The 21,542-nt window shown below is 42.8% G+C and carries 23 protein-coding genes; 22 read left to right on the forward strand and 1 reads right to left on the reverse strand.

The window, feature by feature from the left end; translation table 11 throughout:
• Nucleotides 1-17 precede the first annotated feature (17 nt).
• On the reverse strand, nt 18-941 hold the full coding sequence (locus MKY10_RS09020) for a Na/Pi symporter (protein ID WP_044052498.1): 924 nt from the start codon (nt 939-941) through the stop codon (nt 18-20).
• A 172-nt stretch (nt 942-1,113) separates the two neighbouring features.
• Here MKY10_RS09020 and rpsU point away from each other — a divergent pair, with 172 nt between their 5' ends.
• From rpsU to rpoD, 22 genes are all read left to right on the forward strand, one after another.
• A complete protein-coding gene (gene rpsU / locus MKY10_RS09025; protein ID WP_003152957.1) occupies nt 1,114-1,287 on the forward strand; it encodes a 30S ribosomal protein S21 in 174 nt (57 codons plus the stop codon).
• 14 nt (nt 1,288-1,301) lie between these two features.
• Nucleotides 1,302-1,748 carry a GatB/YqeY domain-containing protein gene (locus MKY10_RS09030; protein ID WP_003230022.1) on the forward strand — a complete coding sequence of 149 codons (447 nt, stop codon included), beginning with the start codon at nt 1,302-1,304 and terminating at the stop codon, nt 1,746-1,748.
• Between the two features lie 130 nt (nt 1,749-1,878).
• Nucleotides 1,879-3,192 (forward strand): nodulation protein NfeD, encoded by a 1,314-nt coding sequence (locus MKY10_RS09035; RefSeq protein WP_003230024.1) that lies wholly within the window; start codon nt 1,879-1,881, stop codon nt 3,190-3,192.
• A gap of 21 nt (nt 3,193-3,213) precedes the next feature.
• The gene (gene floA, locus MKY10_RS09040; protein WP_003230026.1) at nt 3,214-4,209 is read left to right on the forward strand and encodes a flotillin-like protein FloA; all 996 of its coding nucleotides are present in this window, start codon (nt 3,214-3,216) and stop codon (nt 4,207-4,209) included.
• A gap of 24 nt (nt 4,210-4,233) precedes the next feature.
• On the forward strand, nt 4,234-4,653 hold the full coding sequence (locus MKY10_RS09045) for a hypothetical protein (protein ID WP_015251681.1): 420 nt from the start codon (nt 4,234-4,236) through the stop codon (nt 4,651-4,653).
• 56 nt (nt 4,654-4,709) lie between these two features.
• Nucleotides 4,710-4,991 (forward strand): sporulation protein YqfC, encoded by a 282-nt coding sequence (gene yqfC / locus MKY10_RS09050; RefSeq protein ID WP_003226191.1) that lies wholly within the window; start codon nt 4,710-4,712, stop codon nt 4,989-4,991.
• Nucleotides 4,992-5,009: 18 nt separating this feature from the next.
• Nucleotides 5,010-6,206: a sporulation protein YqfD gene (yqfD, locus tag MKY10_RS09055; protein ID WP_015251682.1), complete on the forward strand. Its 1,197-nt coding sequence runs from the start codon at nt 5,010-5,012 to the stop codon at nt 6,204-6,206.
• A complete protein-coding gene (locus MKY10_RS09060; protein WP_014477373.1) occupies nt 6,203-7,162 on the forward strand; it encodes a PhoH family protein in 960 nt (319 codons plus the stop codon). The genes yqfD and MKY10_RS09060 overlap by 4 nt, the downstream gene beginning before the upstream one ends.
• Nucleotides 7,163-7,240: 78 nt before the next feature.
• On the forward strand, nt 7,241-9,376 hold the full coding sequence (gene pgpH, locus MKY10_RS09065) for a cyclic-di-AMP phosphodiesterase PgpH (RefSeq protein ID WP_015251683.1): 2,136 nt from the start codon (nt 7,241-7,243) through the stop codon (nt 9,374-9,376).
• Nucleotides 9,377-9,850, forward strand: a complete 474-nt coding sequence (gene ybeY / locus MKY10_RS09070; protein WP_003230039.1) for an rRNA maturation RNase YbeY — start codon at nt 9,377-9,379, stop codon at nt 9,848-9,850. It begins immediately after the preceding gene.
• Nucleotides 9,831-10,202, forward strand: a complete 372-nt coding sequence (locus MKY10_RS09075) for a diacylglycerol kinase family protein (protein ID WP_080529555.1) — start codon at nt 9,831-9,833, stop codon at nt 10,200-10,202. Before ybeY ends, MKY10_RS09075 begins: the two co-directional genes overlap by 20 nt.
• Nucleotides 10,203-10,320: 118 nt before the next feature.
• Complete coding sequence (locus MKY10_RS09080) at nt 10,321-10,731, forward strand: cytidine deaminase (protein ID WP_003230049.1); 411 nt, start codon at nt 10,321-10,323, stop codon at nt 10,729-10,731.
• Nucleotides 10,712-11,617 carry a GTPase Era gene (gene era / locus MKY10_RS09085; protein WP_003230051.1) on the forward strand — a complete coding sequence of 302 codons (906 nt, stop codon included), beginning with the start codon at nt 10,712-10,714 and terminating at the stop codon, nt 11,615-11,617. Before MKY10_RS09080 ends, era begins: the two co-directional genes overlap by 20 nt.
• Before the next feature lie 147 nt (nt 11,618-11,764).
• Nucleotides 11,765-11,908, forward strand: coding sequence for a YqzL family protein (locus MKY10_RS09090; RefSeq protein WP_003230053.1), 144 nt, complete (start codon nt 11,765-11,767; stop codon nt 11,906-11,908).
• A 36-nt stretch (nt 11,909-11,944) separates the two neighbouring features.
• Nucleotides 11,945-12,712, forward strand: a complete 768-nt coding sequence (gene recO, locus MKY10_RS09095) for a DNA repair protein RecO (RefSeq protein WP_014477369.1) — start codon at nt 11,945-11,947, stop codon at nt 12,710-12,712.
• A gap of 296 nt (nt 12,713-13,008) precedes the next feature.
• Complete coding sequence (glyQ, locus tag MKY10_RS09100) at nt 13,009-13,896, forward strand: glycine--tRNA ligase subunit alpha (RefSeq protein ID WP_003226213.1); 888 nt, start codon at nt 13,009-13,011, stop codon at nt 13,894-13,896.
• Nucleotides 13,889-15,928, forward strand: coding sequence for a glycine--tRNA ligase subunit beta (gene glyS / locus MKY10_RS09105; RefSeq protein ID WP_048655099.1), 2,040 nt, complete (start codon nt 13,889-13,891; stop codon nt 15,926-15,928). Before glyQ ends, glyS begins: the two co-directional genes overlap by 8 nt.
• A gap of 132 nt (nt 15,929-16,060) precedes the next feature.
• Nucleotides 16,061-16,699, forward strand: a complete 639-nt coding sequence (gene ccpN / locus MKY10_RS09110) for a transcriptional regulator CcpN (protein WP_003237058.1) — start codon at nt 16,061-16,063, stop codon at nt 16,697-16,699.
• Nucleotides 16,700-16,724: 25 nt separating this feature from the next.
• A complete protein-coding gene (locus MKY10_RS09115) occupies nt 16,725-17,537 on the forward strand; it encodes a pyruvate, water dikinase regulatory protein (protein WP_015251688.1) in 813 nt (270 codons plus the stop codon).
• A 253-nt stretch (nt 17,538-17,790) separates the two neighbouring features.
• Nucleotides 17,791-18,285 (forward strand): YaiI/YqxD family protein, encoded by a 495-nt coding sequence (locus MKY10_RS09120; RefSeq protein ID WP_003230065.1) that lies wholly within the window; start codon nt 17,791-17,793, stop codon nt 18,283-18,285.
• A gap of 33 nt (nt 18,286-18,318) precedes the next feature.
• Nucleotides 18,319-20,130, forward strand: coding sequence for a DNA primase (gene dnaG, locus MKY10_RS09125; protein WP_015251690.1), 1,812 nt, complete (start codon nt 18,319-18,321; stop codon nt 20,128-20,130).
• A gap of 198 nt (nt 20,131-20,328) precedes the next feature.
• A complete protein-coding gene (rpoD, locus tag MKY10_RS09130; RefSeq protein WP_003226225.1) occupies nt 20,329-21,444 on the forward strand; it encodes an RNA polymerase sigma factor RpoD in 1,116 nt (371 codons plus the stop codon).
• Nucleotides 21,445-21,542 lie beyond the last annotated feature (98 nt).

The raw sequence follows: 21,542 nt of genomic DNA on the forward strand, positions 1-21,542 counted from the left end.
AAAATGTACCGATTTTTTTATTTAGCCGGGATAAGAAGGTGAATCAATCGGTAAAACAAGTTTGTAAGCGGAAGAAATAAAAGAGCTGTCACCACATTAAATAAAAGGCTGAAATGCGCGATCTTTTGTGCGGGATCAGGTGATAACTGCTCTACAAAGCCGGTCGCTGCGGTCAGAAAAGGCAATACTAGAGCCACCCCTAGCACGTTAAATACCACATGGGCATATGCTGTCTGTTTCGCCGCATATCCGCCGGATACAGCAGCCATGACAGCTGTAATGCATGTCCCGATATTTGATCCGAGTACGACGCTCATCGCCTGTGTCAGTCCGATAATCCCTTCATTCATAAAACTCATCAAAATGCCGATACAGACAGAACTGGAGTGAATGATGGCAGTTAACACCATGCCGATGAGCAAAGCGGACCAGTTTGAATCGTTAACATGGTATAGAACGTCGGCGCCCGTTTTCAGCTTTGTCAGCGGCCCGGCAAGATGGCTGAATCCGCTGATGCAAAAGAAGATGATGCCCAGTCCAAGGAAGCTTGTTCCCAGCTGTTTCAAAGGATACCTGCCAGTCAGAAAAAACAATAAACCTCCTATTAAAAGAACCCAAATCAAAATATCCATTTTGATAGCAATAAATTCAGTTGTAAAGGTAGACCCAACGTTTGTTCCGAGAATCATCGGTATCGTCCGCTTAAAAGAAAGAACGCCCGCACTTACAAAGCCGATGACAATGACCATAAAGGCTGAGCTGCTCTGAAGTATCCCCGTAAATACAATACTGATAAGAAACGCTTTTAACGGATGGTCTGTAAATAAAAGCAAACGTTCTTCAATTTTTGAGTACGCCATTGAAATTAAGCCCTTTCGAAGCATGTTCATGCCTGCGAGAAAGAATAATATAAGAGCAGTAAAGCTAATCAGAATTAACATCCTATTCACCAACCCCTTTCTTTCATTATATAGACAGGCAGTCGCACTCATGACGGAAAAGTGAACTCACTTAGTTGACCTGACTGATGGCTTATATTATAATGTCAAAGTACATGTTTATATGTGTAACTTAAAGGTAGTCGATTGGTGTATTCGGAGGGAGGGAAAGAGAATGTCAAAAACGGTCGTTAGAAAAAACGAATCGCTTGAAGATGCTCTTCGTCGCTTCAAACGCAGTGTATCAAAGACAGGTACTTTGCAAGAAGCAAGAAAGCGTGAATTTTATGAAAAACCTAGCGTAAAGCGCAAGAAAAAGTCTGAAGCTGCTAGAAAACGCAAATTCTAAAAGAGGGTGGATTTATGAGTCTTCTTGAGCGTCTCAACCAGGATATGAAGCTGTATATGAAAAACCGTGAGAAAGACAAACTGACTGTCGTTCGAATGGTTAAGGCTTCACTTCAAAATGAAGCAATTAAGCTTAAGAAAGACAGTTTGACCGAGGATGAGGAACTCACTGTCCTTTCTCGTGAACTTAAGCAACGTAAAGACTCCCTCCAGGAATTTTCAAACGCTAATCGTTTAGATTTAGTAGATAAAGTTCAAAAAGAGCTGGACATTTTAGAAGTTTATTTACCTGAGCAGCTGTCAGAAGAAGAGCTGCGTACAATCGTAAATGAAACCATCGCGGAGGTCGGTGCGAGCTCAAAAGCGGACATGGGCAAAGTGATGGGGGCAATTATGCCTAAAGTAAAAGGTAAAGCTGACGGAAGTTTAATTAATAAGCTTGTGAGCAGTCAACTGTCTTAAATGGCAAAGAAAAGGACATCTTTCTAAGAGAGATGTCTTTTTTTATACATAAAAAAATGAAACCTTTGATACATTTGTTACGTATGAAGAGAAGGCACTTATTATAAAAGGAAGGAGGGATACACCGCCCTTGCTTCAAATCAAAGGATTCCGTGCTGCTCTTTTGGGTATATTTTTACTTTCTTTATTAGGCGTACAGCTGAACGCAAAAGCAGAAAAACAAACTGTTTATGTGATCCCGGTTGAAAAAAATGTCGAACAGGGTCTCGCCTCGTTTTTGTCCCGTTCGTTACAAGACGCAAAGGATGCACATGCAGACCATATTATTCTTGATATCAATACCCCGGGGGGATTGGTCAAATCTGCTATTGATATGGCCGATTTGATAACCGAAAGCGAGATCCCCGTAACTGCATATGTCAACAAACGCGCGTTGTCTGCTGGTGCATATATTGCACTTCAAGCAGATCACATTTATATGGCGCCTGGCGGAAAAATGGGAGCCGCCGCGATTGTTGATGGCCAAGGCAATGCCGCTGACCAAAAAGCTCAATCACTTTGGCTGGCAGAGATGGAAGATGCCGCAGTGAAAAATAACCGCGATCCAAAATATGCGCTCGCAATGGCTGACCCAGATATAGATGCCAAGGAAGTCGGCGCGCCTAAGGGAGATCTGCTGACACTTAACGCAGACAAGGCAATTGAGGTAGGCTATTCAGAAGGCACTGCTGACAATTTGTCCACGCTCGTAAAGAAGCTTGGGTTCGAAAAAGCGCAGATCAGCTACGCAAAGGAGAGCTTTGCGGAAAAGACGGCAAGATGGCTGACGAATCCGGTCATTGTCCCTATTCTGCTGACAATCGCATTTTTAGGTCTGACGGTGGAGCTTTTTTCCCCGGGTGTCGGCCTCCCTGGAACGGCTGGACTCATTGCGTTATTGCTGTTCTTTTACGGGCATCTCGCAGCAGGCCTTGCCGGGTATGAGACGGTTCTCCTCTTTATAGCAGGGGTGATTCTCATTCTGCTTGAGATTTTTCTTCCCGGAGGAATCATTGGATTACTGGGCTTGGGAGCGATTATTGCGAGCCTGTTTTTAGCCGCGGGGAGCTTCACTGTCATGGCGGTTTCTCTCTTGATCGCCTCAGCTGTTTCGATTACAGCTTTTATTTTACTGACAAGGGTGTTGGGAAAGCGTATGAAATTCTTTAAGAAATTGATATTAAATGATTCTACAAATACGGAGAGCGGCTACGTTTCAAATCAAACCCGCACGGACTTAATGGGAAAAGTGGGTATAACCTTTACACCGCTGCGTCCTTCCGGTACCGTGATTATTGATGATGAACGCCTTGACGTTGTTTCGGAGGGATCGTTTACAGAAAAAGATAAAAAAGTAAAAGTGATTAAAGTAGAAGGCTCACGCATTGTCGTGAGAGAAATTTAAATAGAAACGAGGAGAAGTTATATGGATCCGTCAACACTTATGATTCTGGCAATTGTCGCAGTAGCGATCATTGTTTTGGCAGTATTTTTTACATTTGTGCCTGTAATGCTTTGGATTTCAGCTTTGGCAGCCGGAGTGAAAATCAGCATTTTCACTCTAGTTGGGATGAGGCTTCGCCGTGTCATTCCGAATCGGGTTGTTAACCCGCTGATTAAAGCCCATAAAGCGGGACTTAATGTTGGAACAAACCAGCTTGAAAGCCACTACCTGGCTGGAGGTAATGTTGACAGAGTCGTCAACGCGCTTATCGCCGCTCAGCGAGCTAACATTGAACTCACATTCGAGCGCTGTGCTGCCATTGATCTTGCAGGCCGGGACGTGTTGGAAGCTGTTCAAATGAGCGTTAATCCTAAGGTGATTGAAACACCGTTCATTGCTGGTGTTGCAATGGACGGGATTGAAGTGAAAGCGAAAGCGAGAATCACAGTAAGAGCGAATATCGAGCGCCTCGTTGGGGGAGCAGGGGAAGAAACCATTGTAGCTCGTGTAGGTGAGGGGATCGTTTCTACAATCGGTTCATCTGATAATCATAAAAAAGTGCTTGAAAACCCTGACATGATTTCTCAGACAGTCCTTGGAAAAGGATTGGACTCAGGAACTGCGTTTGAAATTCTCTCAATTGATATTGCAGATGTAGATATCGGCAAAAACATCGGGGCAATTTTACAAACCGATCAGGCCGAGGCTGATAAAAACATCGCGCAGGCAAAAGCGGAAGAACGACGTGCGATGGCTGTCGCTCAAGAACAGGAAATGCGTGCCCGCGTAGAAGAAATGCGCGCGAAAGTGGTAGAAGCCGAGGCGGAAGTGCCGCTTGCGATGGCAGAAGCTTTGCGTGAAGGGAATATTGGCGTCATGGATTACATGAATATCAAGAACATCGATGCTGACACAGAAATGCGTGATTCATTCGGCAAGCTGACGAAAGACCCTTCGGATGAAGACCGCAAATCATAATCTCTCTAAGAAGGGAGAACGCTGATGGAAGATTTACTGACCAATCCGCTTATTATTGCAGCGATCATCGGAATCATTTCTGCGATTTTCGGCAAAAAGAGCAAAGAAGAAAAGCAAAACAGCCAAAAAAGTAAAAAACCTCAACACGTGCAATCTGCTTCTCCTCAAAAAAAGCAGTCAAAAGAAGATGCCCCTGCACCTATCCCTAACCGTATGGAACAGGCAAGACGGGAAGTGGAAGAAAGACGCAGGGAAACAGCAAGAAACCTGAAAGGGCTGGAACGAGATCTTGCTGCTGCCAAACAAAAAACAGTATACACAAAACAAAAAATGCTTCAGGTGAATAAAGACACCGTCGTACAGGGGATCGTTCTAGGAGAGGTGTTCGGACCTCCACGGGCGAAAAAACCTCACCGTACGATGCGCCCGGCCCGTAAAAATTAAAGTGTTAGAACCTCCTTTCAAATCATACATATGAGATGAAAGGGGGTTCTTTTTGTATGGGGCAAAGAAAGAATCGTATGAAAGCTTGGCTGACAAGAGCATTGGAAATTCCCCCGGACGTTATGATGGATCTGCCGAGGATTACAATGGTTGGCAGACTTCATATCTACATAGAAAACCACAGAGGCCTTTTGCTTTTCAGTGAGAATGAAGTGCGGCTGATGCTGAAGCAGGGCCAGTGCATCATATCTGGTAAAAATTTTGTCATCAAGGCGATTCTTCCGGAAGAGATACTTTTGGAGGGTACGATTGATGTCGTTCGATATGTTGAGTCATAAAGCCGAGGGGGAAATGTTGTGAAAAATAAATGGCTGTCTTTTTTTTCGGGTAAGGTCCAGATTGAATTGACGGGAAGAGGGATTGAGCGGCTCCTTAATGAATGCACAAGACAGGGGATTCCGGTCTTTCATGTCAAAAAAAAGAAAGAAGCCGTATCGTTATATATACAGCTTCAGGATGTACATGCCTTTCGGCGGGTGAGAAGTAAATTTAAATGTAAAGCCCGATTTATCTATCGGAAGGGATTTCCCTTCCTGTTGCTGAAATCAAAGCTGAATATAGGGTTTACGATCGGTTTTGCGATTTTTTTCATCCTTTTGTTTTTGCTGTCCAATATGGTGTGGAAAATTGATGTGACAGGCGCTAAGCCTGAAACAGAACATCAAATGAGGCAGCATCTTAATGAAATCGGCGTCAAAAAGGGCCGTCTGCAGTTTTTAATGATGTCGCCCGAAAAAATACAGAAATCATTAACCAATGGAATAGACAATATCACTTGGGTCGGAGTTGATCTGAAGGGGACGACCATTCACATGAAAGTTGTGGAGAAAAATGAGCCCGAAAAAGAAAAGTATGTTAGCCCGCGCAATATTGTCGCCAAAAAGAAAGCAACCATTACGAGAATGTTTGTGCAAAAAGGACAGCCCATGGCCGCCATACACGATCATGTTGAAAAGGGGCAGCTGCTTGTTTCGGGACTGATCGGCAGCGAAGACCATCAGCAGGAAGTTGCCTCAAAAGCAGAAATTTACGGAGAAACCTGGTATAGATCAGAAGTGACAGTCCCGCTTGAAACATTATTTAACGTCTATACGGGCAAAGTAAGGACAAAGCACAAGCTTTCTTTTGGTTCTTTGGCAATCCCGATCTGGGGGATGACGTTTAAAAAAGAGGAATTGAAGCATCCAAAAACAGAACAAGAAAAACATTCGCTTCATTTTCTCGGATTTAAGCTCCCTGTATCCTATGTCAAAGAGCAAACGAGAGAAAGTGAAGAGGCTTTGCGAAAATATACAAAAGAAGAAGCAGTTCAAGAAGGCATTAAATTGGGTAAACAGGATGTAGAGGATAAAATAGGCGAAAACGGCGAGGTGAAAAGTGAAAAAGTTTTGCACCAGACTGTTGAGAATGGTAAAGTAAAGTTGATTATTCTCTACCAAGTTATAGAAGATATCGTTCAAACCACACCTATTGTCAGGGAGACTGAAGAATGACAGAACATTTACTTGCGATGAATCAAAAACTGAAAAACCCGGACGAGGCGCTTTCACTCTTCGGGAACCAAGATTCTTTTTTGAAATTGATGGAGAAAGATCTGAATGTAAATATCATTACGCGCGGCGAGACGATTTATGTGTCAGGCGATGATGAATCGTTTCAGATTGCAGACAGGCTGCTGGGATCGCTCCTCGCTTTAATTCGCAAGGGGATAGAGATCTCTGAACGTGATGTGATTTACGCCATCAAAATGGCAAAGAAGAATGAACTTGAATACTTTGAAAGCATGTATGAAGAAGAAATTACAAAAAACGCAAAAGGCAAATCAATCCGTGTAAAAACAATGGGACAGCGGGAATACGTGGCCGCTATGAAGCGGAATGACCTTGTATTCGGCATTGGTCCGGCGGGAACCGGGAAAACGTACCTGGCTGTCGTAAAAGCAGTCCATGCTTTAAAAAACGGACATATCAAAAAAATCATTTTAACAAGACCTGCCGTGGAAGCCGGTGAAAGCCTCGGTTTTCTCCCAGGTGACCTAAAAGAAAAAGTAGATCCTTATTTGCGCCCGCTGTATGACGCTCTTCATGATGTGCTTGGGGCAGATCATACAGAACGTCTGATGGAAAGAGGCATCATTGAAATTGCTCCGCTCGCATATATGAGGGGGCGGACGCTCGATGATGCTTATGTTATACTTGATGAAGCACAGAATACCACGCCTGCTCAAATGAAAATGTTTTTGACGAGACTGGGTTTTGGCTCTAAAATGATCATTACAGGTGACGTCAGCCAAATTGATCTGCCGAAAGGCGTCAAATCGGGACTTGCAGTAGCGAAGGAGATGCTGAAAGGAATAGACGGCATTTCTATGATTGAGCTAGACCAGACAGACGTGGTCAGACATCCGCTTGTTGCGAAAATTATTGAAGCATACGATAAGCAAAATTAATGCTGAATGACCCGATCGCGCGTTATCGGGTCATTTTTATGATTGCTTATGGGCTTGATGTTTCAAGAGGAGGTTCTTGTGTTGAAAAAGAAGGCTAAGACCAAAAGCAGCTCGAAAAAATGGAGCAGTTTTAAAAATGCTCGCTCCATGCATATACTGCTGTATCTTCTGCTGGCTGCCATTATGTTTGCTTTGCTCTTTGTACATGTTAAGCCGGAAACACTTGATTTAGACCTGTTTTCAGTCAGCGACAAGACCATTTACGCTCCGGCAACCGTAGAAGATCAAAAAGCCACAGAGGAAAAAAAGCAAGCCGCTGAGGACGCGGTTGAAGATCAATATACATTAAAAAAAGAATATACAGACAATCGGATTGACCTTGTGTCATCAATATTCGACAGTATCAGTGAAGTGAAAAAATCATCGGAAGAAGGCAGCAAATCACCATCGGAAAAATCAATGGTCAAATCCGTAAAGGATAAATTGACGTCAGATGTGAATGATTCCATATCCGAGGACTCAATTAAGACATTGCTGAAAGCAGACAGTGAAGACTTTTCTTTTGTCAGAGATACGGTCATTACCGCAGTAAATACGGTCATGAGCAGTGAAATCCCTTCGGATAAACTATCTGATGCAAAGGATAAGGTAGAAAAAGAGCTAAAGAGCAATTCTATTCCGTCTAAATACTTGGGAGCCGCGACAGAAATCGGGCGTTTTGCTATTATTCCGAATTACGTCTTCGATCCGAAAGCAACAGAGGCAAAACGGCAGGAAGCCTCAGATAATGTCCAGCAGGTTCAAATCAAACAGGGGCAAGTGCTCGTGGAAGAAAATGACCTCATTGATCGGGAAGTGTACAGGAAACTTGAGCTGACCGGGTTATTAAATAACTCAAATCTCTTTAAACCGATCAGCGGGCTATTGATTATGATCGGACTTTTCATTGCAACACTTGTATATTATTTTGAAAAACAGAAACAAAATCTGAAGTTTAAAAACCAATCCATTCTGTTATTCTCCATAATCACAACACTTTTGCTTGTGATCATGGAGGTTGTCAGTTTGTTTCAGAAGATGGAGTATAATAATATCGGCTATCTGGTCCCCATTGCGGCCGGCGCCATCTTAATCAAACTGCTGATGAATGAACGCATTGCCATTTTGGGAAGTATCATTCTTGCGATTTGCGGAAGTATGATGTTTAATCAGGGTGTGACAGGAACATTCAATTATGTCATAGGGATTTATTATTTGATCAGCGGCATTTCAGGTGTATTATTTTTAGGAAAACACAATGCAAGATCAAAGATTTTGCAGACCGGACTTTTCGTGGCGTTTATTAATATGGTTGTCGTTCTATCCTTATTATTGATCCAGAACACTGCGCTGTCGGGTCTTGAAATCGGCACGTTAATGCTCATGGGGGTTGTGTCGGGGTTTGCTTCATCTGTATTGATCATCGGTCTGATGCCGTTTTTTGAGACGGGCTTTGGCATTTTATCCACCATGAGGCTGCTCGAGCTGTCTAATCCTAACCATCCGCTATTGCGCAAAATACTGACGGAAACACCAGGTACATATCATCACAGTGTAATGGTTGCCAATTTATCAGAGGCAGCCTGTGAAGCGGTTGGGGCTAATGGTTTGCTTGCAAGAGTCGGCGCATATTATCACGATCTCGGAAAAACAAAGCGCCCGCAATATTTTATTGAAAACCAAATGAATATTGACAATCCGCATGACAAGCTGTCACCTCAGTTGAGCAAAAATATTATTATCTCGCATACGACAGACGGTGCGAATATGCTGAGAAGCTATAAATTTCCGAAAGAGCTTGTCGATATTGCTGAGCAGCATCATGGAACCTCGCTTTTAAAGTTTTTTTACTATAAAGCGAAGGAAAAAGGCGACCAGATTACAGAGGAAGAGTTCCGTTATCCGGGACCGAAGCCGCAGTCAAAGGAAGCCGCAATTATATCAGTGGCCGACAGTGTTGAAGCGGCCGTCAGATCCATGCACAATCCAAATCCTGAACGAATTGAAAAGCTTGTCCGGGGTATTATATCCGATAAGCTTCAGGACGGACAGTTCAGTGAATGCGATTTGACATTTAAAGAGCTGGATACAATCGCAAAAACGCTCTGTGCAACATTAAAAGGAATTTTCCACTCCCGGATTGAATATCCGGAGGCTACTAAGAAGGTGAAATAGATGAGTTTACTGATTGATATCGTTGATGAAACGGGAAGCGTCTCAGAAGAGATGCTCAAAGAAGTAGAAAATCTGCTTCAATTTGCCGCTGAGCGTGAAGGCGTTCAGGATCAGGCTGAAGTTTCTGTCACGATTGTTTCCAATGATGACATACATCAGATTAACAAAGAATACCGGGGAAAGGATGCTCCGACAGATGTCATCTCATTTGCTCTTGAAGAAGAGGGAGAAGGCGAGATCGAAATCGTGGGCGCCGAAATGCCTCCGGTTTTAGGTGATATTATCATCAGTGCCGATCGCACAAGAGAGCAGGCAGAGGAGTATAATCATTCTTTTAAAAGAGAGCTCGGATTTCTAGCTGTACACGGATTTCTGCACCTTTTAGGATATGACCATATGACGAAAGAGGAAGAAGAGGAGATGTTTACTAAGCAAAAGGAATTGCTGGACGCTTATGGACTCAAAAGATCATAGAAATGAGCTGAATCGATTCTTCAAAAGCTTCGTGCATGCAGGCCGGGGCATATGGGAAACAGCGCGGACGGAGCGGAATTTCCAATTTCATGCCGCAGCCGCCTGCGCTGTTCTCATTTGCGGCTTCCTTGTAGAGCTCAGCATGATTGAGTGGATGATTATATTCCTTTTGATAGGTGGTATGTTTTCGCTTGAACTTTTAAATACAGCCATTGAACATACGGTTGATTTAATAACTGACAAACATCACCCTCTTGCTAAAGCGGCCAAGGACGCTGCCGCCGGGGCTGTTTGCGTTTTTGCCGTGATTTCGTGTATCATTGGTTTACTTATTTTTTTGCCAAAGCTGTAATGGCTGAAAATTCTTACATTTATTTTACATTTTTAGAAATGGGCGTGAAAAAAAGCGCGCGATTATGTAAAATATAAAGTGATAGCGGTACCATTATAGGTAAGAGAGGAATGTACACATGAACAGACAAGAATTAATAACAGAAGCTTTAAAAGCGCGTGATATGGCATATGCGCCGTATTCCAAATTCCAAGTAGGAGCCGCTCTTCTTACCAAGGATGGAAAAGTGTACAGAGGCTGCAATATTGAGAACGCGGCATACAGCATGTGCAATTGCGCCGAGCGTACCGCTTTATTTAAAGCTGTTTCTGAAGGGGATACAGAGTTTCAGATGCTGGCCGTTGCGGCTGACACCCCTGGACCAGTATCTCCGTGCGGAGCCTGCCGACAGGTGATTTCTGAGCTTTGCACAAAAGACGTTATTGTCGTACTGACTAATTTACAAGGACAAATAAAAGAAATGACTGTGGAAGAATTATTGCCAGGCGCATTTTCATCGGAGGATTTACATGACGAACGAAAGCTTTAAATCAGGATTTGTATCCATTATTGGAAGACCAAACGTAGGAAAATCTACATTTTTGAACAGAGTCATTGGACAAAAAATCGCGATCATGAGCGATAAGCCCCAAACGACGAGAAACAAGGTGCAAGGAGTACTGACGACAGGCACATCACAAACCATTTTTATTGACACACCAGGGATTCATAAACCTAAGCATAAACTTGGGGACTTTATGATGAAAGTGGCGCAAAATACATTAAAAGAAGTCGATTTGATCTTGTTTATGATCAATGCTGAGGAAGGCTACGGGAAGGGCGACGAATTCATCATTGAGAAATTGCAGACGATGTCTACGCCTGTATTCTTAATCGTAAACAAAATTGATAAAATTCATCCCGACCAATTGCTTCTGCTAATTGACGAATACCGCAAACGTTATCCTTTTAAGGAAATTGTTCCGATTTCTGCTTTAGAAGGAAATAACATCGAAACCTTGCTCGCGCAGATCGAAGCGTATTTGCCGGAAGGGCCGCAATTCTATCCGAGTGACCAGGTAACTGACCACCCTGAACGATTTATCATTTCTGAATTAATCAGGGAAAAGGTGCTGCATTTGACGAGAGAAGAAATCCCGCACAGCATTGCGGTGGCCATCGAATCCATCAAAGGGCAGGACAACGGTTCTGTGCACGTAGCGGCAACGATTGTGGTCGAGCGGGATTCCCAGAAAGGCATCGTGATCGGTAAAAAAGGAAGCCTTCTAAAAGAGGTTGGAAAAAGAGCGAGAGCGGATATTGAAGCACTGTTGGGCTCCCGTGTCTACCTTGAATTGTGGGTGAAAGTGCAGAAAGACTGGCGTAATAAAATGTCCCAGCTTCGCGATTTTGGCTTTAAAGAGGACGAATATTAATCTCTAGCTGTGTGTGTCATTATCTCACAGGAACAGGGATACATTAGCAAATTTTGTTTAACATGAAATGGAGGACATCTGGTCAAGATAAAGGTAAGAATTTGGAGTTTAGGTAAGCTAGTTTAACTACAGAAAGGTGGGTTTCTTGTGTTGAATTTTACCTGGAACGTATTTTCTCAAACAGGAAATGTTGATACGTATCTTCTTTTTAAAGAACTGGAAAAAGAGAACATGGAAAGACCCGAAGAACTAGAAGATGAGCTAGCCCGATTTGATTATCCAATTTTATAAACCTCTTGGCCGCTCCTGCTTGAGGAAGGTGCGGAAATGCTGACAAAATGTGAAGGAATCGTTCTTCGCACAAATGATTACGGAGAGACGAATAAAATCGTAACTTTACTGACAAGAGAACACGGAAAAATAGGTGTTATGGCACGAGGCGCCAAAAAACCGAACAGCCGTTTATCAGCAGTCAGCCAGCCCTTTTTGTATGGTTCTTTCTTAATGCAAAAAACATCGGGCCTCGGAACGCTTCAGCAGGGGGAAATGATCCTCAGCATGAGAGGCATCAGGGAAGACTTGTTTTTAACAGCATATGCTGCCTATATTGCTGAGTTAGTCGACAGAGGCACAGAAGAAAAAAAGCCAAATCCTTATTTATTTGAATTCATATTAGAATCATTAAAACAGCTGAATGAAGGAACAGATCCGGATGTTATCACCTTCATTGTTCAAATGAAGATGCTCGGTGTCATGGGCCTGTATCCTGAGCTAAATCATTGTGTACATTGTAAAAGCCAAGACGGAACCTTTCATTTCTCTGTTCGTGATAATGGTTTTATATGCCACCGCTGTTTTGAAAAAGATCCTTACAGGATACCGATCAAACCGCAAACGGCAAGGCTGTTAAGACTCTTTTACTATTTTGATCTGTCGAGGCTCGGCAATGTGTCCTTAAAAGAGGAAACAAAAGCTGAATTAAAGCAAGTGATTGATTTATATTACGAAGAATATTCGGGATTGTATTTAAAATCAAAGCGCTTTTTAGATCAAATGGAAAGCATGAAACATCTTATGGGTGAAAACAAAAGTTGACTTTTGGTCCATCTTTTTATATGATCATTTATTATAAAATATGTTGCAGTGAGAGAAAGAAGTACTTGCGTTTACCTCATGAAAGCGACCTTAGGGCGGTGTAAGCTAAGGATGAGCACGCAACGAAAGGCATTCTTGAGCAATTTTAAAAAAGAGGCTGGGATTTTGTTCTCAGCAACTAGGGTGGAACCGCGGGAGAACTCTCGTCCCTATGTTTGCGGCTGGCAAGCATAGAGACGGGAGTTTTTTGGTTGCTGCCGCAGTCAACTTATGAAAGAAAAGTGGAGGTGCTTGAAATGAATATTCAAGACATGATTCTAACCTTGCAAAAGCATTGGTCCAGTCAGGGCTGTGTGCTTATGCAGGCTTACGATGTAGAAAAAGGAGCCGGCACGATGAGCCCGTATACATTTTTGCGCAGTATCGGTCCTGAGCCGTGGAAAGTGGCTTATGTAGAGCCTTCCAGACGTCCGGCAGACGGCCGCTACGGGGAGAACCCGAACAGACTGTATCAGCATCATCAGTTCCAGGTCATTATTAAACCGTCACCTGATAACATTCAAGAGCTGTATTTGGATTCCTTGCGTGCTCTTGGAATTGATCCGCTTGAGCACGATATTCGCTTTGTTGAAGACAACTGGGAGAATCCGTCTTTAGGCTGCGCGGGTCTAGGCTGGGAAGTTTGGCTTGACGGAATGGAAATAACACAATTTACGTATTTCCAGCAGGTCGGGGGATTAGAGTGTAAACCCGTTTCTGTAGAGATTACGTATGGAATTGAGCGTCTCGCGTCTTATATCCAGGATAAAGAAAACGTGTTTGACTTGGAATGGACGTCAGGGTTTACAGTAAAAGATTTATTCATGATGGCTGAATATGAGCATTCTGTTTATACGTTTGAAACATCAGACGTCGATATGCTGTTCCAATTGTTCAGCACATATGAAAAAGAAGCGATCAAGCAAATGGACAACGGACTTGTTCATCCAGCATATGACTATGTGCTGAAATGCTCGCACACCTTCAACCTGCTTGATGCCAAAGGTGCGATCTCTGTTACCGAGCGGACGGGCTATATCGCAAGAGTGCGGAATTTAGCTAGAAAAGTAGCAAAAACCTACTATGAGGAACGAGAAAAACTAGGGTTCCCAATGCTTAAAGGGGAGGGTTCTTCTCATGAGTAAACAGGATTTACTTTTAGAGATCGGATTAGAGGAAATGCCGGCGCGCTTTTTGAATGAAAGCATGGTTCAGCTTGGCGACAAGCTGACAGGCTGGCTTAAAGAAAAAAATATTACTCACGGTGAAGTGAAACTCTTCAATACACCGAGACGTCTTGCTGTGTTCGTTAAGGATGTCGCAGAAAAGCAGGATGATATAAAAGAAGAAGCAAAAGGGCCTGCGAAAAAAATTGCCCTTGATGCGGACGGGAACTGGACAAAAGCGGCAATCGGCTTTTCAAAAGGCCAAGGCGCAAATGTGGAAGACCTGTACATCAAAGAAGTAAAAGGCATAGAGTATGTATTCGTGCAAAAATTCCAAGCCGGCCAAGAAACGAAGTCGCTTCTGCCAGAATTGAGCGGTTTAATTACAAGCTTGCATTTCCCGAAAAACATGCGCTGGGGAAATGAAGATTTGCGTTGTATCCGACCGATCAAATGGATTGTCGCATTATTTGGACAGGATGTCATTCCATTTTCGATCACAAACGTTGAGTCTGGACGGACAACACAGGGACACCGTTTCCTCGGACATGAAGTGTCAATTGAATCACCTTCAGCTTATGAAGAGCAGCTGAAAGAACAGCATGTTATTGCTGATCCTAGCGTCCGAAAGCAAATGATTCAATCTCAGCTGGAAACAATGGCTGCTGAAAACAATTGGAGCATTCCAGTTGACGAAGACCTTCTTGATGAAGTGAATCATTTAGTAGAATACCCGACAGCTCTTTACGGTTCATTTGAATCCGAGTTTCTGTCAATTCCTGAAGAAGTGCTTGTCACAACAATGAAAGAGCATCAGCGCTACTTCCCTGTCAAAGACAAAAACGGTGACCTGCTGCCTCACTTTATCACAGTCCGAAACGGCAACAGCCACGCGATTGAAAATGTGGCCCGAGGCAATGAAAAAGTGCTGCGCGCACGTTTATCTGATGCTTCATTCTTCTACAAAGAAGATCAGAAACTAAACATTGATGCAAATGTGAAGAAGCTTGAAAATATCGTTTTCCATGAAGAGCTTGGTTCTCTTGCTGATAAGGTTAGGAGAGTCACATCAATCGCAGAGAAACTTGCCGTTCGTCTTCAGGCTGATAAAGATACATTAAAACATGTGAAGCGGGCTGCTGAAATTTCTAAATTCGACCTTGTGACGCATATGATATATGAATTCCCTGAACTTCAAGGAATTATGGGCGAAAAGTATGCGAGAATGCTTGGCGAAGATGAAGCTGTGGCTGCGGCAGTTAATGAACATTATATGCCTAGATCAGCGGGCGGAGAAACGCCTTCTACTTTCACCGGAGCTGTTGTAGCAATGGCGGATAAGCTTGACACAATCGCTTCATTCTTCTCTATCGGCGTAATTCCGACCGGTTCCCAGGACCCTTACGGACTGCGCCGCCAAGCAAGCGGTATTGTTGCGATTCTTCTTGACCGCAACTGGGGAATTTCATTTGAAGAGCTGCTTACTTTCGTTCAAACCGATAAAGAAAATGAACTGCTGGATTTCTTCACTCAGCGCTTGAAATATGTCTTGAATGCTGAACAAATCAGACATGATGTCATTGACGCCGTGCTGGAAAGCTCTGAGCTTGAGCCGTACTCTGCGCTGCATAAAGCACAAGTACTGGAGCAAAAGCTTGGTGCACCTGGCTTTAAGGAAACAGCCGAAGCGTTAGGCCGAGTGATCTCTATCAGCAAAAAAGGAGTCCGCGGAGACATTCAGCCTGATCTGTTTGAAAATGAATACGAAGCAAAACTGTTTGATGCCTACCAAACAGCGAAGCAAAATCTGCAGGAAAACTTCAGCAAAAAAGATTATGAGGCGGCGCTTGCTTCACTTGCAGCCTTAAAAGAACCGATCGATGCTTACTTCGATCATACAATGGTTATAGCGGATAATGAGTCATTAAAGGCAAATCGTTTAGCGCAAATGGTAAGCTTGGCGGATGAGATCAAGTCCTTTGCGAATATGAATGCCCTTATTGTAAAATAAAGAGAGAAAAGGCGGTTGCTGTGTGATCGGTAATCGTCTTTTCCCCATTTATAAGTTTTTTGTTTGATTACAAGATATTTACGTTATAATATGGATTATTATTTCTTTACATAGCTATGAAGTGAAAAGGTGGTGAGTACGATCGAACTAAATAAACGGCAAGAACATATTTTGCAGATTGTAAAAGAAAACGGGCCGATTACAGGGGAGCATATTGCAGAAAAGCTGAACCTAACCAGGGCGACATTGCGTCCGGATTTAGCCATACTCACCATGTCAGGATTCCTCGAGGCGCGCCCGAGAGTCGGTTATTTCTATACGGGAAAAACCGGCACGCAGCTTTTGGCGGATAAACTCAAAAAGCTTCAGGTGAAAGACTTTCAATCTATCCCCGTAGTGATTCACGAAAACGTTTCTGTGTACGATGCGATTTGCACCATGTTTTTAGAAGATGTAGGTACTCTGTTTGTGGTGGACCGCGATGCTGTTTTAGTCGGGGTGCTTTCACGAAAAGACTTGCTCAGAGCGAGCATTGGCCAGCAGGAGCTTACATCGGTCCCTGTTCACATCATCATGACAAGGATGCCGAACATTACGGTGTGCAGACGCGAGGATTATGTGATGGACATTGCAAAGCATTTAATAGAAAAACAAATTGATGCACTGCCTGTCATCAAAGACACCGATAAAGGCTTTGAAGTGATCGGCAGAGTGACAAAAACAAATATGACCAAAATACTTGTCAGTTTATCTGAAAATGAAATCCTATAAGATTGCAAACTAACGGGGGGATAATATGAATAACCGCATCATCTATGTTGTATCGGATTCCGTCGGTGAAACGGCTGAATTGGTAGTAAAAGCAGCACTCAGCCAATTTAACGGATCGGCGGATGATACCCATGTAAGAAGAATTCCTTATGTTGAAGATATAGGCACTATCAATGAAGTGATTTCACTTGCAAAGGCAGACGGCGGCATTATCTGTTTTACACTCGTGGTGCCGGAAATCAGAGAATATTTGATAGCCGAAGCGGAAAAATCAAATGTTTTATATTATGATATTATCGGCCCGTTGATTGATAAAATGGAAACAGCCTACGGTTTAACAGCGAAATACGAACCGGGGCGGGTGCGCCAGCTTGATGAAGATTATTTCAAAAAAGTGGAGGCCATCGAGTTTGCAGTTAAATACGATGATGGACGTGATCCAAGAGGGATTTTAAAAGCTGATATCGTTTTGATCGGCGTGTCAAGAACGTCTAAAACACCGCTGTCTCAATATCTCGCACACAAACGCCTGAAGGTTGCCAATGTTCCGATTGTACCGGAGGTTGATCCGCCGGAAGAACTCTTTAACGTTGATCCGAAAAAATGCATCGGTTTAAAGATTAGCCCTGATAAACTGAATCATATCAGAAAAGAACGTTTAAAATCACTCGGGCTTAATGATAAAGCGATTTATGCAAATATCAACAGAATCAAAGAGGAACTCGAGTATTTCGAAAAGATTGTGGATCGGATCGGCTGCCAGGTTGTTGATGTTTCAAATAAAGCGGTTGAGGAAACAGCAAATATTATCCATCATCTCAAAACAAAAAACATATAACTCAGGACGCTCTATCCTGGGTTTTTGGCTGTGCCAAAAGGGAATAATGAAAAACAATAGCATCTTTGTGAAGTTTGTATTATAATAAAAAATTGTGATAAAATGATTAATTTTAGGTTTAAGGATCGTGTGATACGAATAAACTATTATGGGTAAGATGTCAAGAATTTCTCCCGGAAATTTTTCGACAAATTCATATACATCCACAATAATAAAGGATGTGCGATTTTGCTTGCTTTTATGCAGGAGTTTAATGGAGGGATGGAGAATTACTCTTCTTAATGAACAAGAAAAGACGATTTTTGTCGATGCTGATGCTTGTCCTGTAAAAGATGAAATTTTACAAACAGCATCCGAGTATGAAGTTCAAGTTCTTTTTGTCGCTTCATTTGAACATTATCAGCTTTCCAGAAGCAATGAAGAAAAATGGAAGTATGTTGATCCTCATAAAGAAGCTGCTGATTTATATATCGCAAATCACGTGAAACCGGGAGATATTGTTGTGACGCAGGACATCGGATTAGCATCTCTGCTGTTGAATAGAAATGTCTCTGTTATGTCGGAAAGAGGTCGTCTTTACAAGGAAGACACGATTGATTTTGCCCTAGAGGGCCGTCATTTTTCCGGCAAACAAAGAAGAAAAGGCGTATATGCCAAAGGGCCTAAAAAATTGAATAAAGAAGATCGAGAACGATTTATTACACTGCTGCAAAAAATCCTGTCGAACGATGAAGGGATTTTGCACTAAAGCATCGAATAATGTACGACGGAGTGTTATAAGATGGGAAATCGGATACCAGATGAAATTGTGGATCAGGTGCAAAAGTCGGCAGATATCGTTGAAGTCATAGGTGATTATGTTCAATTAAAGAAGCAAGGCCGAAACTACTTTGGACTCTGTCCTTTTCATGGAGAAAGCACACCTTCGTTTTCCGTATCGCCCGACAAACAGATTTTTCATTGCTTTGGCTGCGGAGCGGGCGGCAATGTTTTCTCTTTTTTAAGGCAGATGGAAGGCTATTCTTTTGCCGAGTCAGTTTCTCACCTTGCTGACAAATACCAAATTGATTTTCCAGATGATATAACAGTCCATTCCGGAGCCCGGCCAGAGTCTTCTGGAGAACAAAAAATGGCTGAGGCCCATGAGCTCCTGAAGAAATTTTACCATCATTTGTTAATAAATACAAAAGAAGGTCAAGAGGCACTGGATTATCTGCTTTCTAGGGGCTTTACGAAAGAGCTGATTGATGAATTTCAGATTGGCTATGCTCTTGATTCTTGGGACTTTATCACGAAATTCCTTGTAAAGAGGGGATTTAGTGAGGCGCAAATGGAAAAAGCGGGTCTCCTGATCAGACGCGAAGACGGAAGCGGATATTTCGACCGCTTCAGAAACCGTGTCATGTTTCCGATCCATGATCATCACGGGGCTGTTGTTGCTTTCTCAGGCAGGGCTCTTGGCAGCCAGCAGCCTAAGTATATGAACAGTCCTGAAACCCCGCTCTTTCATAAAAGCAAACTGCTTTACAATTTTTATAAGGCCCGCCTTCATATCAGAAAGCAGGAAAGAGCAGTCTTATTTGAAGGGTTTGCTGATGTCATATCGGCCGTAAGCTCGGGTGTAAAAGAAAGCATAGCCACGATGGGAACATCTCTTACAGATGATCATGTCAAGATCCTGAGAAGAAACGTCGAAGAAATCATTCTTTGCTATGACTCTGATAAAGCCGGTTATGAAGCCACCTTAAAAGCTTCGGAGCTTCTGCAAAAAAAAGGCTGCAAAGTCAGAGTTGCAATGATTCCTGACGGATTGGACCCTGATGATTACATCAAAAAATTCGGCGGGGAAAAATTTAAAAACGACATTATTGATGCCAGTGTCACCGTAATGGCGTTCAAAATGCAATATTTCCGAAAAGGAAAGAACCTGTCCGATGAAGGCGACCGACTAGCTTACATTAAAGACGTACTGAAAGAAATCAGCACGCTTTCAGGGTCTCTAGAGCAGGAAGTCTATGTAAAGCAGCTTGCTTCAGAGTTTTCGCTTTCACAGGAGTCTTTAACTGAGCAGCTGTCTGTTTTCAGCAAGCAAAACAAACCTGCTGACAATAGCGGTGAAACAAAAACGCGGCGAGCGCATCTGACGACAAAAGCAAGGCAAAAACGTTTGCGTCCGGCGTATGAAAATGCAGAAAGGCTGTTACTCGCTCACATGCTTCGAGATCGGAGCGTCATCAAAAAAGTGATTGACCGGGTAGGGTTTCAATTTAATATTGATGAGCACCGGGCATTAGCCGCCTATCTTTATGCTTTTTATGAAGAGGGAGCCGAGCTTACGCCTCAGCATCTGATGGCCAGGGTGACGGATGATCATATAAGCCAGCTCTTGTCCGATATATTAATGCTTCAGGTTAATCAAGAGCTTAGCGAAGCCGAGTTATCAGATTATGTAAAAAAAGTGTTGAATCAAAGAAATTGGTCAATGATAAAAGAAAAAGAGTCGGAAAGAGCCGAAGCAGAGAGGCAAAAAGATTTTTTAAGAGCTGCTTCTTTGGCTCAAGAAATCGTTACATTGAACCGATCTTTAAAATAACTGGAGAACTGATGAGGAGCATTTATTGGCAATGATTCCTTGCGGAGGAGCAAATAGATCGCTTAACCTCATCATGAATTGTCATTTCATTATTCGCACATTGTTAAAGGCAGTTCACATAGAAAACGCCTGAATGGACCGAATAAGAATCATACCGCTTATAGAATTCGTTGCAAGCTTTGGAAGGAGGGATCCATAATGGCTGATAAACAAACCCACGAGACAGAATTAACATTCGACCAAGTAAAAGAGCAATTAACAGAGTCTGGTAAAAAACGTGGCGTTTTGACATATGAAGAAATTGCTGAGCGTATGTCCAGCTTTGAAATTGAATCAGACCAAATGGATGAGTATTATGAATTTTTAGGTGAACAAGGTGTTGAATTAATTAGTGAGAATGAAGAAACAGAAGATCCTAATATTCAGCAGCTTGCCAAAGCCGAAGAAGAATTTGACCTTAATGACCTAAGTGTACCGCCTGGCGTTAAAATCAATGACCCAGTTCGTATGTATTTAAAGGAAATCGGTCGGGTTAACCTTCTTTCTGCAAAAGAAGAAATCGCCTACGCTCAAAAGATTGAAGAAGGTGACGAAGAATCTAAACGCAGATTGGCTGAAGCGAACCTGCGGCTTGTTGTCAGTATCGCAAAACGGTATGTCGGACGCGGTATGCTGTTCCTTGATCTGATCCAGGAAGGAAACATGGGTCTGATGAAAGCCGTTGAAAAATTTGATTATCGCAAAGGTTATAAATTCAGTACGTATGCTACGTGGTGGATCAGACAGGCGATTACACGCGCCATTGCCGATCAGGCGAGAACGATCCGGATTCCCGTTCATATGGTTGAAACCATTAATAAATTAATCCGTGTGCAGCGTCAATTACTGCAAGACTTAGGCAGAGAACCAACACCTGAAGAAATTGCGGAAGATATGGATTTAACGCCTGAAAAAGTACGCGAAATCTTAAAGATTGCTCAAGAGCCGGTATCTCTGGAAACACCGATCGGTGAAGAGGATGACTCGCACCTTGGTGATTTCATTGAAGACCAAGAAGCAACTTCACCTTCTGACCACGCCGCATACGAGCTATTGAAAGAGCAGCTGGAAGATGTGCTTGATACGTTAACTGATCGTGAAGAAAATGTATTGCGTCTTCGATTCGGTCTTGATGACGGCCGTACAAGAACATTAGAAGAGGTCGGCAAAGTATTTGGAGTAACGAGAGAGCGTATTCGACAAATCGAAGCCAAAGCGTTGCGGAAACTAAGACATCCTAGCAGAAGTAAACGTTTGAAAGATTTCCTTGAATAAGATGGAACGGGTCTTGAAGATCCGTTCTTCTTTTTTTTAAAAAGATATATGGATAATATGCCTTTATTTTACTGAAAAATGATGTCATTTGCAAATGA

The organism is Bacillus sp. FSL P4-0290 (assembly GCF_037975435.1).
In the GTDB taxonomy this organism is placed as follows: Bacteria; Bacillota; Bacilli; order Bacillales; family Bacillaceae; genus Bacillus; species Bacillus subtilis.

What these genes read in the sequence shown, in the direction of transcription:
- MKY10_RS09020 (WP_044052498.1), bottom strand. Translation starts at nt 941, where the DNA reads ATGTTAATTCTGATTAGCTTTACTGCTCTTATATTATTCTTTCTCGCA.
- rpsU (WP_003152957.1), top strand. Translation starts at nt 1,114, where the DNA reads ATGTCAAAAACGGTCGTTAGAAAAAACGAATCGCTTGAAGATGCTCTT.
- MKY10_RS09030 (WP_003230022.1), top strand. Translation starts at nt 1,302, where the DNA reads ATGAGTCTTCTTGAGCGTCTCAACCAGGATATGAAGCTGTATATGAAA.
- floA (WP_003230026.1), top strand. Translation starts at nt 3,214, where the DNA reads ATGGATCCGTCAACACTTATGATTCTGGCAATTGTCGCAGTAGCGATC.
- MKY10_RS09045 (WP_015251681.1), top strand. Translation starts at nt 4,234, where the DNA reads ATGGAAGATTTACTGACCAATCCGCTTATTATTGCAGCGATCATCGGA.
- yqfC (WP_003226191.1), top strand. Translation starts at nt 4,710, where the DNA reads ATGGGGCAAAGAAAGAATCGTATGAAAGCTTGGCTGACAAGAGCATTG.
- MKY10_RS09060 (WP_014477373.1), top strand. Translation starts at nt 6,203, where the DNA reads ATGACAGAACATTTACTTGCGATGAATCAAAAACTGAAAAACCCGGAC.
- ybeY (WP_003230039.1), top strand. Translation starts at nt 9,377, where the DNA reads ATGAGTTTACTGATTGATATCGTTGATGAAACGGGAAGCGTCTCAGAA.
- MKY10_RS09075 (WP_080529555.1), top strand. Translation starts at nt 9,831, where the DNA reads ATGGACTCAAAAGATCATAGAAATGAGCTGAATCGATTCTTCAAAAGC.
- MKY10_RS09080 (WP_003230049.1), top strand. Translation starts at nt 10,321, where the DNA reads ATGAACAGACAAGAATTAATAACAGAAGCTTTAAAAGCGCGTGATATG.
- era (WP_003230051.1), top strand. Translation starts at nt 10,712, where the DNA reads ATGACGAACGAAAGCTTTAAATCAGGATTTGTATCCATTATTGGAAGA.
- recO (WP_014477369.1), top strand. Translation starts at nt 11,945, where the DNA reads ATGCTGACAAAATGTGAAGGAATCGTTCTTCGCACAAATGATTACGGA.
- glyQ (WP_003226213.1), top strand. Translation starts at nt 13,009, where the DNA reads ATGAATATTCAAGACATGATTCTAACCTTGCAAAAGCATTGGTCCAGT.
- glyS (WP_048655099.1), top strand. Translation starts at nt 13,889, where the DNA reads ATGAGTAAACAGGATTTACTTTTAGAGATCGGATTAGAGGAAATGCCG.
- MKY10_RS09115 (WP_015251688.1), top strand. Translation starts at nt 16,725, where the DNA reads ATGAATAACCGCATCATCTATGTTGTATCGGATTCCGTCGGTGAAACG.
- MKY10_RS09120 (WP_003230065.1), top strand. Translation starts at nt 17,791, where the DNA reads ATGGAGGGATGGAGAATTACTCTTCTTAATGAACAAGAAAAGACGATT.
- dnaG (WP_015251690.1), top strand. Translation starts at nt 18,319, where the DNA reads ATGGGAAATCGGATACCAGATGAAATTGTGGATCAGGTGCAAAAGTCG.
- rpoD (WP_003226225.1), top strand. Translation starts at nt 20,329, where the DNA reads ATGGCTGATAAACAAACCCACGAGACAGAATTAACATTCGACCAAGTA.